The sequence below is a fragment of the Nocardia sp. NPDC051981 genome (assembly GCF_040680715.1).
Classification (GTDB): Bacteria; Actinomycetota; Actinomycetes; order Mycobacteriales; family Mycobacteriaceae; genus Nocardia.
The window spans coordinates 67,375-81,170 of sequence record NZ_JBFAXK010000014.1 but is presented as its reverse complement, the minus strand read 5'-3'; the positions used below and the strand labels follow the sequence as shown (position 1 = coordinate 81,170).

The 13,796-nt window shown below is 67.1% G+C and carries 16 protein-coding genes; 6 read left to right on the top strand and 10 right to left on the bottom strand.

All coding sequences use genetic code 11. The annotated features are described in order from the left end of the window. Nucleotides 1-138 precede the first annotated feature (138 nt). Nucleotides 139-828 (top strand): hypothetical protein, encoded by a 690-nt coding sequence (locus tag AB0L60_RS23830; RefSeq protein ID WP_364617564.1) that lies wholly within the window; start codon nt 139-141, stop codon nt 826-828. Here the strand turns inward: AB0L60_RS23830 and AB0L60_RS23825 are convergent. From AB0L60_RS23825 to AB0L60_RS23805, 5 genes are all read right to left on the bottom strand, one after another. Next, complete coding sequence (locus AB0L60_RS23825; RefSeq protein ID WP_364617562.1) at nt 825-1,190, bottom strand: hypothetical protein; 366 nt, start codon at nt 1,188-1,190, stop codon at nt 825-827. The genes AB0L60_RS23830 and AB0L60_RS23825 overlap by 4 nt on opposite strands. A 118-nt stretch (nt 1,191-1,308) precedes the next feature. Continuing rightward, nucleotides 1,309-1,560: an LOG family protein gene (locus AB0L60_RS23820; protein WP_364617560.1), complete on the bottom strand. Its 252-nt coding sequence runs from the start codon at nt 1,558-1,560 to the stop codon at nt 1,309-1,311. Between the two features lie 11 nt (nt 1,561-1,571). Further along, entirely contained in the window at nt 1,572-1,922 is a 351-nt protein-coding gene (locus AB0L60_RS23815; RefSeq protein ID WP_364617558.1) for a nitroreductase/quinone reductase family protein, read from the bottom strand. Nucleotides 1,923-2,398: 476 nt separating this feature from the next. Then, nucleotides 2,399-3,595, bottom strand: coding sequence for a glycosyltransferase 87 family protein (locus AB0L60_RS23810; protein WP_364617556.1), 1,197 nt, complete (start codon nt 3,593-3,595; stop codon nt 2,399-2,401). Between the two features lie 83 nt (nt 3,596-3,678). Continuing rightward, nucleotides 3,679-4,314, bottom strand: coding sequence for a TetR/AcrR family transcriptional regulator (locus AB0L60_RS23805; protein WP_364617554.1), 636 nt, complete (start codon nt 4,312-4,314; stop codon nt 3,679-3,681). A 174-nt stretch (nt 4,315-4,488) separates the two neighbouring features. Between AB0L60_RS23805 and AB0L60_RS23800 the strand changes: the two genes are divergently transcribed. Together AB0L60_RS23800 and AB0L60_RS23795 are read left to right on the top strand one after the other, a co-directional pair. Beyond that, on the top strand, nt 4,489-5,424 hold the full coding sequence (locus AB0L60_RS23800; RefSeq protein WP_364617552.1) for a metal-dependent hydrolase: 936 nt from the start codon (nt 4,489-4,491) through the stop codon (nt 5,422-5,424). Then, nucleotides 5,424-6,563: a hypothetical protein gene (locus tag AB0L60_RS23795; RefSeq protein WP_364617550.1), complete on the top strand. Its 1,140-nt coding sequence runs from the start codon at nt 5,424-5,426 to the stop codon at nt 6,561-6,563. The genes AB0L60_RS23800 and AB0L60_RS23795 overlap by 1 nt, the downstream gene beginning before the upstream one ends. Before the next feature lie 34 nt (nt 6,564-6,597). On the opposite strand, the gene AB0L60_RS23790 is transcribed toward AB0L60_RS23795, so the two are convergent. From AB0L60_RS23790 to AB0L60_RS23775, 4 genes are all read right to left on the bottom strand, one after another. Further along, nucleotides 6,598-8,289, bottom strand: coding sequence for a BTAD domain-containing putative transcriptional regulator (locus AB0L60_RS23790; protein WP_364617548.1), 1,692 nt, complete (start codon nt 8,287-8,289; stop codon nt 6,598-6,600). Between the two features lie 185 nt (nt 8,290-8,474). Then, entirely contained in the window at nt 8,475-9,497 is a 1,023-nt protein-coding gene (locus tag AB0L60_RS23785) for an AraC family transcriptional regulator ligand-binding domain-containing protein (protein ID WP_364617546.1), read from the bottom strand. A gap of 124 nt (nt 9,498-9,621) precedes the next feature. Then, nucleotides 9,622-10,023: a hypothetical protein gene (locus AB0L60_RS23780; RefSeq protein WP_364617544.1), complete on the bottom strand. Its 402-nt coding sequence runs from the start codon at nt 10,021-10,023 to the stop codon at nt 9,622-9,624. 254 nt (nt 10,024-10,277) lie between these two features. Beyond that, nucleotides 10,278-11,087, bottom strand: a complete 810-nt coding sequence (locus AB0L60_RS23775; protein ID WP_364617542.1) for an SAM-dependent methyltransferase — start codon at nt 11,085-11,087, stop codon at nt 10,278-10,280. A gap of 171 nt (nt 11,088-11,258) precedes the next feature. Between AB0L60_RS23775 and AB0L60_RS23770 the strand changes: the two genes are divergently transcribed. Beyond that, nucleotides 11,259-11,825, top strand: coding sequence for a hypothetical protein (locus AB0L60_RS23770; RefSeq protein WP_364617540.1), 567 nt, complete (start codon nt 11,259-11,261; stop codon nt 11,823-11,825). A gap of 322 nt (nt 11,826-12,147) precedes the next feature. Here the strand turns inward: AB0L60_RS23770 and AB0L60_RS23765 are convergent, their stop codons facing one another. After that, nucleotides 12,148-12,903 carry a Mut7-C RNAse domain-containing protein gene (locus AB0L60_RS23765; protein ID WP_364617538.1) on the bottom strand — a complete coding sequence of 252 codons (756 nt, stop codon included), beginning with the start codon at nt 12,901-12,903 and terminating at the stop codon, nt 12,148-12,150. A 160-nt stretch (nt 12,904-13,063) separates the two neighbouring features. Here AB0L60_RS23765 and AB0L60_RS23760 point away from each other — a divergent pair, with 160 nt between their 5' ends. Continuing rightward, on the top strand, nt 13,064-13,255 hold the full coding sequence (locus AB0L60_RS23760) for a (2Fe-2S)-binding protein (protein WP_364617536.1): 192 nt from the start codon (nt 13,064-13,066) through the stop codon (nt 13,253-13,255). 57 nt (nt 13,256-13,312) lie between these two features. Continuing rightward, entirely contained in the window at nt 13,313-13,792 is a 480-nt protein-coding gene (bfr, locus tag AB0L60_RS23755) for a bacterioferritin (RefSeq protein ID WP_364617533.1), read from the top strand. Nucleotides 13,793-13,796 lie beyond the last annotated feature (4 nt).

The following is a 13,796-nucleotide window of genomic DNA, read 5'->3' as shown; positions in this document are numbered from 1 at the left end:
TCGACAAGATGTTGATATCCCTACGGCGCAACGATCTGTTAAGCGAACTGGAAGGTCTCACACGAAGGCTGGCACCGCGAACAGTTCGAGCCCTACAGGACTGAACACCGGCGGAAGGGGACGGGGATGGAGGCGGCGGTGCTTGTCTTCGGTGTGTTGATCGGGATCCCGCTGGCACTGCTGGTGGTATTGCTGCCCATCGCGATTCTGGCCGAACGGGACCGGAAGGCGCGGCTGCGGGATTGGGCCGCGGCCAATGGCTGGACCTTCCAGCAACGATCATTCGCGCCGTGGACCGCGCGGCTCCCGGGACGCAACCCCCGCGGGCTCGGCGTCACCCTGACCGGACGGGTGGGCGGGCGCTGGGTGACGGTCGCCGACTATTCGTACGAAACCACTTCGAGCACAGGAGAATCCACGACCACCACCACGCACCACTACCTGGTGGCGCTGGTGCTGCTGGACCGGCCGCATCCCGCCCTCGCGGTGCGGCAGCGCGGGCTGCTGTCGCAGGTCGGCCGCGCCCTGTTCGGCGACAAGCCGACCGCCACCGGCAATGTGCTGTTCGACGCCCGCTTCCGGATCGACGCGATGGCCCCGGCGCACGCCAAGGCCATGGTCGGACCGGCACTGGTCGCCGCGCACATCGCGGGTGCGGTGCCGCAGTGGAGCCTGGTCGGCAACGAGCTGCTCACCTTCGCGCCCGGCGGAAAGCTGAAGGACCCGAACCTGATTCCCTGGTTCGCGGGGCAACTGTGCCAGGTGGCCGACCTGCTCGGTCGGGTCGACTTCGCCGCCCGCCCCGGGCTGTTCGACGCACCGAGTTAATCGGCAGCGGCGGATTCGGCCACCTCGGGATCGACGGTGAAGGCCGGGCTGCGGCCGCGGGCGTCCAGCCGGCCGTCGCCCCAGCTAGCACTGCCATAGGCGTCGATATCGATGGCGTACGCGCCGGCGGGGAGCGCCTCGGGCAGCTGGATCGAGGTTCGATCCTGCCCGTCGACCAGCCCCAGATAGGTCCGGCAGGGCCGGGAACCGAGCGCCACCAGGAAGATTCGCGCTGATTCGAACCGCCGGTAGGCCGCCGCGTCCACCGACCAGCACACCCCCAGCGACCGATGGGCCGCGTCGGTGAAATCGACGGTGACGCGCAGCGCCGAGTGCTCCCCGAGTCCTGCCCGGTCCTTCACGGCTGCCTCCTCGAGCACCCGGCCGGGCGCACATCGACATGCCCGGGCAGATGTCCCACTGCAACCAGGCTGGCACGGACCCCGCGGCGGGGCAACGCGAATCCGCCCGGGAAGACGCTCAGCCGCGGCGCACCGCGTTCTCGAGATAGGCCATGGCGTGCGCACCGTCGGCGGCGAAGTACACGAGGTCGGCCAGCGGCAGCGGCAGGAAGCCCTCCGCCTCCATGCGCTGGAACTGCCGCATCAGCCCGTCGTAGAACCCGGCGGTGTTCAGCAGGACCACCGGTTTCCGGTGCATCCTATGCTCTTTCATCTCGAGGATCTCGGTGGCCTCGTCGAGGGTCCCGGTGCCGCCGACCATGACGACCACCGCGGTGGCGCTCAGGCCTTGTCGTCGAGGGTGACCCGTACCGAGACCCGGCCGTTGTCACGCTGGGTCACCGCGTGGCCCGTGCGGTCGACGCCGTTCAGGTGCAACGAGATCGGCCCGCCCTCGCCCTGGAAGTTGCGCCACCAGCTCTTCTTGTCCGGCATGCCGACGCCGATGACGACTTCGTCGCCCGAACGCCAGTAGTTGACCGGCGTGGAGAAAGTCTTGCCCGAGCGGCGGCCGGTGTAGGTGATGACGACGAATCCGCGGCCCATGAGCGGGCCGATCACCGGAAGCTTGGTCAGTGCCACGATACCGGCATTGACCCCGCCCACAACCTGTGCCACAACATTTTTCACCATGTGCGCCCTCCTGTTCCGGGGCACGGTAGCACGGGGGAGATCGGGGGGCCCGGGGCGGCGGACCGCCCCGGGCCGGCGGCTCTACGGGAGGAACCACTTCGCGATGAGGGTGTTCACAGCGTCGATGAAGTCGCCGATGAAGTGCGGAATCATGGGCCTTTCCTCCTTTATGGAAAATGTGGAACGAATAACCGTTACCAGTCGGTTCGTACCCGAACCGACAACGGCGCTGATCACCTATTCGTTGCCGGAGACTGGACGGATGGCAATCAAATGCATTCCTGCCGGAATAGTCCGGGAAATGCATTGGAAAGGAACAAAATTCGCCGCCGGACCACACCGTTCACCCCGGCAGCGTGTTTGCTACGAATTTCCCAGGCTATCCCGTTTCCGGTACCGCATCGTCACGGCAAATCACGATGAATAAATCGGAGTATTCGATCATCGACCATGGCCCGCCGCGAATCTTGTGTATGTCAGCCGACGCGGATCGGATCCGCGACCGCTGCCCGGGGCCGCTCGACCTCGGCGCGGCGCGCCACCGACAGGCCGTACAGCAGGGCGAACACGTACACGATCACGTGGGCGTTCTCCAGAATCGGCTCGGTGTGCCAGGGTTTGGGCAGGACGAAGACGCCAACCGAGGCGAAATCCGGAGTCCACTGGTACGTCCAGGCCCCGGTGGCCACGAACAGCAGTGCCGCCGCGAGCCACCACAGCGGCCGGGTCTGCGCCCGGTGCACGAGATGGACCAGCAGCGGGACGAACCACACCCAGTGGTGTCCCCACGAGAACGGCGACACCGCACAGGCCGTCATCCCGCCCAGCGTGACCGCGAGCAACCGCTCGCCGCAGCGGTCCAGCACGGCGACGAGGGTCAGGCCCACACCCGCCACCACGCCCGCGAGGATCAGCCACAACCAGACGGGCGCGCCACCCCCGGTCAGGTGCGCGAGCACGCCGCGGACCGACTGGTTGGCCGGCTCGGTGTCGGGCGCTATGCGCTCGGAATGGAAGAAGGTCGAGAACCAGTACTCCCGGGAATCACCGGGCGAGACGAGCCAGGCCAGGGCGACCGTCGCCGTCAACATTACCGACGCCGTCGCGGCCGAACTCCATTGGCGCAGCACCAGATACTGCACGATGAAGAAAGCCGGCACCAGCTTGATCCCGGCGGCCACCCCGACGCCGAGGCCACGCAGCCGCCCGCCCTCGGGCCGCGCGAAGTCCCACAGCACCAGCAGCATGAGCACCAGGTTGATCTGCCCATAGAACAGCGTGGTGCGCACCGGTTCGAGGAAGACACACGTAATCGCCAGCAGCGCGGCGATACTCGCCACGCGTGCGTTCATCCGGTAGCCGAGCATGCGCCAGCACAGCAGGACACAGGTATACAGCACACCGAGATTCACCAGCAGGAACGCATCGGTGATCCGGGCCGCGGGCACGGCGAGCCCCGGGATGAACACCATGGCCGAGAACGGCGTGTAGGTGTAGAGCAGCCCGCCGACGGTCTCGTCCCGATACAGCGAATGCCCGTGCAGCAAACGCCAGGCGCCCTCGCGGTAGATGTGCACATCGAGCCCGCCCGCGAGAATTCCCGCCTTCTCCAGCCGGGGATCGACCGTCGTGAACACCAGCGCCAACGCCAGCAACGCACTCAGCGCGAGCACGAAAAGCGTTGTACCGGAGCGGGAAACCTCCATCGAGCGTGAATCCGACACAACCAATTAGCCTAGTGAATGACCTGGCGCGATCACGACCGCCCGTTCGGCGCACCCGGCACCGTGCTCGCCTGGGCGATGATCGCCGACCCCATCCAGCGACGCAGGTATCGCCGCAACTCCGCGTCTCCGCGCGGCGGATTGCCCGGCGAGATGAAGAACGACTGCATGGTGCGCAGCAGGAATTCCACCAGCTCGCGCAGGGATTCGTCGTCGTAGCCGTAGTGCCGCCAGTCCACGTCGAAGCGTTTGATCATGGTGATACCGAAGGCCTGCGCCTCCGCGGAAGTGATGCCGGCGGGGTCGGCATTGGAGTAGGTGGCGGCCAGCAGGATGCCCAGGTGCGGCGTCCGGCGCACCTCGGCGAGGGTGTAGACGACGCCCTCGGTCATGGCCTCGACCGGATCGGTCATGCCGCTGACCTGTGCGGCCAGCCGGTCCAGGAAGTCGTCCACCGAGGCGATGGCCGAGGCCCGCATGAGCGCGTCCGCGCTGGGGAAGTACCGGTACACGGTCTGGCGGATCACCCCGAGCGATTCCGCGACGTCCGCGATGCTGATCTCCGCACCGGTGCGCGCGATCAATTCGACTGCGGCGGAGACGATTCGGCGGGATGCCTCCTCGTCGTTCTCCGGCGGACTCCCGCCCCACCCGCGCCTTCGTGCCACGGCCCGACCGTAACACGCGGGATCGTCCCGTCCAGTACGGCATACGGTCTGAGCTGGATCTTCCAATCATACACTTGTACGCGCTTGTGTATGTTTGTATGTTCACAGCGGCATCGGAGCGCGCGACCGGGCCACCGGACCCATCCACCTCCGGAAGACGAGGTATCGCCCGACATGACGGATTTGATTGTGCGGAAGCTGACTTTCGCGTTCGAGGAACACGATGTGCCGTTCCTCTGGAATCCCGAGAACCCGGCCTTCTCCAGCATGGCCAACGCGGTGTCGTTCCTGGCCATCGGTTTCGAGAAGATGATCGTGCAGATGATCACGCAGGCCAAACCGCAATTCACCGACCCCGCCGTCGCCGAGGAGGCCGACGCCTTCATGCGGCAGGAGGGCCAGCATTCGACCGCGCACCGCCAGCACGTGCGCGGATTGATCCGCGCCTATCCGGGATTGCAGGAGACCCTCGACGAGGTGGTCGCCGAATTCGACCGGCTCACCGCCGAGACACCGCTCAGGTATCGGCTGGCCTACACCGCCGATCTGGAAGCCACCTTCACCTCGGTCTTCAAGCTCATGCTGGACAACGAGGCGTCGCTGTTCCGGCCCGGAGACGACCGGGTCGCGTCGCTGTTCATCTGGCATTTCGTCGAGGAGATAGAGCACCGCAGTTCCGCGCTCATCATCTTCGATTCGCTGGTGGGCAGCGATTTCTATCGCATGCGGGTGGCGCCGTCCATCTTCCGGCATGTGCTGCGGGTCGTGCGCATCGCCTGTGCGGGGTTCAACAAGCATGTGCCACTGGAGGATCGGAAGATCGACGCCATGTCGATGTTCGCGACCTACCGCTACCAGCAGTTGCTGGGCAAGCTGCTGCCGCGCTTCGCGCTGCCCTACGCGGGCCCGGGGCCGCGGGCCTTCGACAGCCTGCCGCTGGGCGAGCAGCTCACCGCGCTGCGCGGCATCATCCGCAGCCAGCTGCCCAATCATGATCCGGCACACGAGAACACGCCGGCACTGGCCGATGTGTGGTTCGAGCGCTACCGTGACGGGTACGACGTCACGCGCTGGTACACCGCGGCGGCGACCGGGGCGGAGGCTAACTGATGGCCGGCCACTGCGCACCCACCTTCGACCAGCTCGCCCGATCGCTCGGCTTCTCCTGTGACACGGCGGGCGGGCTGATCGAGGTGAGAAACCCGCTGGCACTGGAGAACTGGACACTGCCCGTCCTCGAGCTGACCGTGATCCTCGGCTCGGTGCTCGCGCTGGCATGGGCCATCGTGCGGCTGCGCCGCCACGGCGATCCCACCAACCTGGTGCTGTGGTTCGGCGCCACCGCGTACCTGTTCATCATCGAGCCACCGCTGTATTTCCCCGCGGCGTTCGGTATTTCGGGGCATGTGGACACGATGTTCGCGCACAACGTCTTCACGGTGGATTTCCTGTGGGGACGGTTGCCGCTCTACATCGTGGCGATCTATCCGTTCATGGCGACGCTCGCGTACGAGATCGTGCGCATGCTGGGCGTCTTCCGGACCTACGGCGCGATCGCCGGGGCGGCCTGCGTCGGATTCGTGCACCACGCGTTCTACGAGATCTTCGATCAGATCGGGCCGCAGCTGCGCTGGTGGGAGTGGTCGACCTCGAACCCGCTCAACCAGCCCATGTTCGATTCGGTACCGCTGCCGAGCGTGGTGGTCTTCGCCGCGCTCTGGCCGATGTCGCTGGCGTTCTGCGTGTACTGGTTCGTCGGGCGCCGCGTCGACGGCGGCGAGCGCTTCACCGGCCTCCAACTGGTCTGGCGCACCGTCGTGATCGGCCTGCTGGCCTCACTCGGAACCTTCATCCTCCCGCTGCCCGCCACCGTGCTCGGAGCCGGCAGCACGACCGTCCGCGGCATCATCTACGCGCTCGAACTGATCGTTCTCACCCTGGCGGCGATCGCGCTGATGTACCGCCAATGGACACAACGACGACAGCCCGGATCGGCCGGCCCCGGCTACGACAACCGGTTCGTCCGCACCTACAGCGTGGTCTACCTGCTCGTCATGGCCGTCCTGTGGGCCACCGCCCTCCCCGACTTCCTCGACGCCACCGGCGGAGTCACCCGTAACGGCGACCCCATCGGCAACCTCTGGTACACCCTCGCGTGCTTCGCCATCGGCATCCTCTGCGTCGCAGCCGTTTTCACCCTGCCCGCCGCCGCTGCTTCGGAGAAGGAGGATTCACCCGCGACCGCTTGATCGAATGCGGTACCGGCGCACCCGATCCCGGTGACTACGCGACGCTCTGCTCTGAGCAGACGGTGGAACCGACGAAAGCCCGGATGGTCTCCAGCATCCGGTAGCGGCGGCCGTCGAACTCGACCAGGGATTTGTTCACCAGGCGGCTCAGCGGGGCCAGAACATCGCCGGGGCCGACCTCCTGGAGGGTGTCGAGGGTCGCGCCGTCCGGGAACAGCCAGAGGCGTTGGGCCAGAAGACGTTCCGGGGCGGCGAGGGTGTCCCAGCTCCATTCGATGGCGGTGTAGAGGGAGCGGTGCCGTTCCACGGCGGAGCGGGTGCCGGCGAGCAGGCGGAAACGGTCGTCGAGGCGGCGCAGGATCTGTGCGGGAGTCATGGTGTGGACGCGGGCGGCGGCCAGTTCCAGGGCCAGCGGGATGCCGTCCAGGCGGCGGCAGATGGCGGCGATCGTCTCGTAGTTCTCGTCGGTCAGGGTGAAGCCGGATCGGACGGCGTTCGCCCGATCGAGGAACAGGTGCACCGCGGCGGAGCCGAGGGCCTGCGCGGGGGCCGATCCGGGTGGCGGCGACGCCAGAGGCCGTACCGGGAACAGGGTTTCGCCATTGATGCCGAGGGGCTCGCGGCTGGTGGCCAGCACCGTCAGGTCGGGGCAGCGGCTGAGCGCGTCCGCGACCAGCTCCGCGATATCGAGCACGTGCTCGCAGTTGTCGAGGACGAGCAGCAGCTTCGCACCGACGGCCGGGCGGTGCATCGGGCAGGCGTGCACCGAATTCGGCTCGGCGCGCAGCCCGAGCCCGGCCAGCAGGTGCTCGCCCGCGGTGGCGGCGTCGCCGATCGCGGCCAGCTCGACCAGGCGGCAGCCGTCCGGCCAGCGGGGGGCCAGGCGGGTGGCGGCCTCCACGGCGAGGCTGGTCTTGCCGATCCCGCCGGGACCGGTCAGGGTCAGCAGCCGGGTCGAGGGCAGCAAGGCCGCAAGGCGGTTCAGGTCGGGTTCGCGGCCGATCAGGCTGGTCAGGCGGACCGGCAGGGCAGGCGTGGGAGCGGCTGCGGGGCTCTCGCCGCGATCGAGGGCGAGGACCAGCTCGCGGGACGGCGGCACGCCGAGCTCGCGGCGCAGCTGCGTACGGGTGGCGTCGAAGACCTCCCGGGCCCGGCCGGACCGGCCGGCGGCGGTCAGCGCGTGAATCACCCGCACCGCCAAGGACTCTCGCAACGGCTCGTCGCGGAGTTCCGCCTCGAGCGAGGCGGCCAGCTCCCGTCCCCGCCCCAGTGCGAGGTAGGCGTCGGCGCGGGCCTCGACCGCGTGCAGGCGCAGCTGGTTCAGCCGGTCCGCGTGCCAGTACAGGTCCGGATGGTCGGCCAGGTCCGCGAAGGCCGCACCGCGCCACAGGCCGAACGCGACATCGAGGGTCCGGGCGGCGGCGGCGACCTCACCGGCCGCCAACCGGCCGATGCCCTCCTCGGCCAGGCGCGTGAAGCGATGCATGTCGATGTCGTCGGCCGCGAGACGCAGCCGATACCCGCCGCCGTCCGATTCCACCGCCGCGTGCTCCGGCAGCACCGCACGCAACCGTTTCACCAGTGTCTGCAGGGCATTGGCCGGATCGGCCGGCAGGCTGTCACCCCAGATGGCGCCGATCAGCGCGTCACAGGTCACGGCCCGGCCGGGCTGCAGGGCGAGCAGTGCCAGCAGCGTGCGCACCCGCGGGCCACCGACCCGTTTCACCTGCCCATCGGCCGAAATGCCCACTCCACCAAGGAGCGTTATCTGTCCCACACGTCCCTCGCTCGACATCAACCCACTCGATTCGGCTCCCCCGCATCGTCAGTTTCATGGGACGACCGGCCCGTCGACGAGGGTTGATTGCGCCAATTACAAGGCAAAAACGTGCCAATCCGGACGAGAGTGCGTCAGTCCTGCCACCGTTCCACCGCACGGCGGGCCGACCGAAGATCCTTGTAACCGAGTAGTTCCGCCTGTTCCGACCGGGTCATCGGGCCGTCCACCGCGGCCTGTTCGTACCGCCGGCGCCGGGCGCGGTCGAGCTCGGTGCGCCAGGTCGTGCCGTGCTCGGCCAGGCGCCGCTGCAGCGAGCGGCGGCTCAGGAACAGGCGGGCGGCGACCTGGTCGATGGTGACCGAATCCTGCTCCAAGGCAGCCGAAATGACCAGGCCCAGATGATCGGTCCAGGTGGTGGCGCGCGGCGGCACCGCGGGCTGGGTGGTGGCCGCGTACCGCTGGAGGATCTCGGCCAGCCGGGGATCCGCGGTGCGCAGCGGGCGGGCCAGATCCGCGGTGCTGACCGTGATGCTGTCCGCGGGTGCGCCGAAGTCGATGGCGTCGGTGCCGAACAACTCGACCAGCCGGTCGTGGTTGCGCGGCGCCCGCTGGTGGAACGCGATACGGACCGGGCTCACCGGCCCGTCCATGACCAGCCTGCTGCGCGTGAAGATCGCGGCCAGCCCCCACTGCGCGGCCAGCTCCCGGCCCCGGCCCTCGCCATTGATCATGCCGATCTCGAAGGTGACCTGCTCCTCGGTCTCGAGGCCCGGCTCCATGCGGAAGTTCGTGGTGAGGGCTCCCAGGTACGTTCCGCACAGTTCCAGCCCGGTCCCCAGCGTCGGCGCGGTGCTGAAGAGATAGTCGTACAAACCCACTTGGCCCAGGACGTACCGCTCGGCGATATCGAGCGCCGCGTCCGGGTTGCCGAGCCCGTGCTCGACCACCTCCCAGGTCCGCAGATATCCGGTACTGGGGACGCGATACTCCTCGCCGTCGCTCAGCGACCAGGTGGGTACCCCCGAATCCCGGGTGAGCTGTCGCGGTTCCAGTCCCGCCGAAACCGCGTGCCGCAGTATCGATTGCGGCAACCGGACATTGTCGGTCGCCTCGACCTGCACGCGGAGCTCCTCCTCCGCCGAAACCGCAACCATCGGCCCACCTTCCTACCTCGCGCACACGCCAGGTTCAGCGCGTTCGCCCTTACACAGCTTGTGGCGCGACGGGATCCGGAACAAGAGCGATCGCCGAGAAGAGCGGTTCAGCCCAACGGCCGAGCTACTGGGCGAAGCAGGTGCTGCCCAGGTTGACCCCGGCGCCGCCGACCTGCACGGTCGTGGTCGCGGGCGCCTGGTCACCGGTGGTGAACAGGGCCGCGATGACATGGGTGCCGGTGGTGGAGGGTGTCCAGGCCAGCGAGGCGGTATTGCCGGAGACCTGGAGGTTCTGGTTGCCGCGGATTGGATAGTCGTTGTCCATGAAGGTGATTCGGTAGGCGTCCTCGTTCACCGTGGCCGACACCTGGTAGCTGCAGCCGGTGCCGTAGCCGCCGCCCAGGCCGGGGGCGACGGTGACCGCGGTGATGGTGTGCGCCGCGGCCTGTGGCGCGGTGACGACCAATCCGGCTGAGACGGAGGCGAAGACGGCGATCGGGGCGATGCGGTGCGCGGCATTCGGCACAGGTGATTCCTTCAGTTGGTACGGATGTCGGTGCAGTGGAACGGCTTTCATATAACCCGACGGCCGCCGGCGCTTTGCACGCCGCCCTGCTCCAGTCCGCGAGAGCGTCTCCACTCCCCTGCCCCATCTTCGACCCACCCACCAGCTGCACCGAACCGGTGCGCTGAAGGACCGAATGGCACCAATGCCGGCCACTCACCGCGATCGCGGCGAACCTCGAAGAAGAGCCGCAGACAACGAAAAACGCGGACAACCTAGATCTTCGTGCCCACGGCGCCGTAGAGCGACACGACCTTGTCGTGGCCGGGTGGGTGGTCGATGCCCTCGCTGCGCCAGCGGTGGATCACCTCTACGCCGGGGGGCACCAGTTCCAGGCCGTCGAACAGGCGCTCGACCTCGGCGCGGGTGCGGGGGCGGACGGGAATTCCACGGTCGATGTAGACCTGTAGCAGGCGGGCCATGCCGTCGGGATCCGAGTCGCCGTCGTCGAAGTCCGTTGTCACATGCGAGATCGCGAGGTACGAACCCGGAGCCAGGGGCTCCATAAGAGTCTGGACGATCTCGTGGACGTCGCCTGGCACGAAATGGAGCAGGGCCATCAGGGAGACGGCCACGGGCTGCGAAAGATCCAGTGTTTCCCGCAGTTCCGGGGCTGCGAGGATATCCAGCGGGCGCGCGGCGTCGGCCTGGACGTAGGCGATGCGACCCTCCGGCGAACTCACCAGCAGTGCTCGTGCGTGCGCGAACACGAGCGGATCGTTGTCGACGTAGACGACCCGGGAGTCCGGCGCCAGTTCCTGCGCGACCTGATGCAGATTCGGCTCCGTCGGGATACCCGTGCCGATGTCGAGGAACTGCCGAATCCCCTGCCCGGCGAGATAACGCGTGGCATGCCGCATGAACTCACGATTGGTGCGCGCGGTCACCCGAACCGCGGGAAACTCCTGCAACGCCTTTTCGGCGGCATCACGATCCGCCTCGTAATTGTCCTTGCCACCGAGAAAGTAGTCGTACATACGAGCCGAGTGCGGCACGTCGGTGTGCAGATCGATCTGACCGGACATCGGCAAGCCCCCTGTACGCTGAGATCTGAAACCCGTATACCGCAGGTATACCCCAGCCCGGCATTCCATACGACACGATCACGAACAAGTGACGCAATGGGCACGCCGCCTCGAGGGGCAGTCGGGTATCCGCCACCGCCACCGCTGTTTCGAGGCTTCTAGAATCCCGGCGTGGCTCTCACTCTCGCCGACCTCGCCGGCTACACCGACCGTGATCTCGACCGCGATTTGGACCGCTGGTTCTCCGACGCCCCGACGGTTCAGGTGCCGGAGGAAACCCGTACGGTGGCACCGTTTCTCGCGCGTCTCGCGGCGGGAGATGCCGCTGCGCTGGAGGCGTTCGATCGTCGAGTGCGGTCTGGCCGGATGCCCCAGTTCTTGGACATCTTCTTCTGGTCGTACGGCTTCGACTTCGCCGGAAACGATTGCGGTATCCGCGATTCGGACTACACCACCGAGCTCACCGACGACGATGTGTACTCGATCGGCGCGGACGGTGGCGGAAACCTGTACGTCGTGCTGACCAATGGTCAGGTGGCCGTGTGGTTCCACGAGGAGGAGGTGCTCGAGGCCAACACCCGCTTCGACAATCTCGATGTGTTCCTCTGGTCGTTCGTGCGCTACCGCGCAGTGCGCGCGGGGAAGCTCCCGCTCTCGGCAGTCGAGTCCGACTTCCTCGCACTCGGCCAGGACGGCGCGCTCGTTCCCGACCTCGGCCTGCTGAGGCTCATGAGGTAAATCGGAGCTCGGCTTGCAATGGAAAAACGCCGGCGCGGCGACCATGGTGGTCGCCGCGCCGTTGTACGTTTGCCCCCGAACAGATCAGTCCCCGGTAGTCTCTATCGAAATCTCGAGTCTCAGTCGTCGCTGACCACTCGATTTTCCAATCGACTTGCCGGGGGCCTGGCCGAATCCTGTGGGCTCCACCGCTCATTTTGACGGACGTCTCCATCGCCACTGCGGCGTTCTCCGGTGTTTCGGTGTATACACAAGTGTCCTCCACCTTTGCCCGTAGTCAATACATGCGGGCACATCGGTGGCAAATTTTTTCTCGGCCGGGCTACGGCGACCCGATCGCGGCGCGGATTCGGGCGACGAGGTTGTTCAGGCGGGGCTGATGCGAGCCCTCCCAGTAGATCCGGCCGCACTCCGGGCACTGGCGGAAGGTGTCGTAATAGCGGCGAGTGAGGGGTTGGAGCCGATCGAGGATGTCCTGTTTGGGCACGTCGGTGAGCAGGCCGCCGCAGCGCAGGCAACGGGTGAAGGGAGCCAGCCGATCGGCCAGGTCGAGGCGGCGGATCACCTCCACCAGCTGTCCGAACGGGCGGTTCGAGCGGACGAAGACGCCGTGGGTCACGTTGCGCCGCTTCAGAAGTCCGCGGTCGCGGGTGAGCAGGATGCGATTCTCCGCGGCGGCCGTCGCGGCGAGAGTGGCGTCGTCGGCGTCCCACTCACAGCGAGCGTCGAGTCCCATCAGTCGCAGCAGCGGTCCGAGCCCGCCGAGATTGACATCGACGACGAAACGCGGATCACGCAGCGGGTGGGGGCGTACCCGGGTCAGCGGGCCAATATCCAGCGTCTCGAACATCGGGTAGGCGACGAGCCGATCGCCCGGCTGCGGGTGGTGGCCGAAGCCGACGGATTCGCCGTTCACCAGGATCAGATCGACCTCGGTGTGCGGGATACCGGCAGCCTCGACGACGTCTTTCACGGTCTGATGGGGACGGATCGGCCGAGGCTGCGCCGTGTACCGGACGTCCTGGTGCAGGAAGTCGTTCAGCTCGGCGTACACGCGCAGTTGGACACTGCCGGTCATATGACCATTGTCGGCCCCGGCGGCGGCACCGGGCTGTTCAGCGGCGAGCCCCATGAGCGCGGGCTTCCCGATTCCCCCATCCGGTGCTATAAATTAGGGGAGGCTTACCTCTGAGTGGTGGGCCTCTTCGGAAACAACTCCCCGCCAGTGAGGCCCGCCCGTGTATGTCTGCATCTGCAACGCCGTCTCCGAAGACGATGTGCACGACTGCGTTTCGCGCGGCGCCCACTCCGTCCGGCAGGTGAAACGCGCTTGCGGCTGGCGACCGGGTTGCGGCAACTGCGCGAGGCGACTGGCGGAGGTTTTCGGCCAGGCTCAGGCGTCGTCCGGCGCCGAGTCGTCAGCGGCCTGATCCGACACGCGCGCCAGCGCCTCGCCACCCCGTGTGATCTGTGCCACGATCACGCCCATGAAGGGCGACAAGGACATCATTGCACTGCTCAATGACCAGCTGACGGCCGAACTCACCGCGATCAACCAGTACTTTCTGCATGCCAAGATGCAGGAGCACTGGGGCTTCCCCAAACTGGCCCAGCACACCCGCCACGAGTCGATCGACGAGATGCGGCACGCGGAAGTCCTCACCGATCGAATCCTGTTTCTCGATGGGCTTCCCAACTATCAGAAACTCGGCCTGCTACGTATCGGACAGACCGTCGCCGAACAGCTGCAGGCCGATCTGCAGATCGAAATCGACGCCGTCGACCGGCTGCGCCCGGGCATCGAGCTGATGCGCTCGCGCGGCGACGCGATCTCGGCTCGCCTCTTCGAGCGGATCCTGGAGGACGAAGAGCAGCACGTCGACTACCTGCAGACCGAACTCGACCTCCTCGAGAAGCTCGGCGAAGCCCTCTATCTCCAGCGCTATACCGACGCCGCGGAGGACTGATCCT

Bases quoted from the DNA above. Each gene is read 5' to 3' on its own strand.
- AB0L60_RS23815 (WP_364617558.1), bottom strand. From the start codon at position 1,922: ATGGTGAAAAATGTTGTGGCACAGGTTGTGGGCGGGGTCAATGCCGGT.
- AB0L60_RS23765 (WP_364617538.1), bottom strand. From the start codon at position 12,903: ATGACCGGCAGTGTCCAACTGCGCGTGTACGCCGAGCTGAACGACTTC.
- AB0L60_RS23800 (WP_364617552.1), top strand. From the start codon at position 4,489: ATGACGGATTTGATTGTGCGGAAGCTGACTTTCGCGTTCGAGGAACAC.
- AB0L60_RS23795 (WP_364617550.1), top strand. From the start codon at position 5,424: ATGGCCGGCCACTGCGCACCCACCTTCGACCAGCTCGCCCGATCGCTC.
- AB0L60_RS23775 (WP_364617542.1), bottom strand. From the start codon at position 11,087: ATGTCCGGTCAGATCGATCTGCACACCGACGTGCCGCACTCGGCTCGT.
- AB0L60_RS23785 (WP_364617546.1), bottom strand. From the start codon at position 9,497: ATGGTTGCGGTTTCGGCGGAGGAGGAGCTCCGCGTGCAGGTCGAGGCG.
- bfr (WP_364617533.1), top strand. From the start codon at position 13,313: ATGAAGGGCGACAAGGACATCATTGCACTGCTCAATGACCAGCTGACG.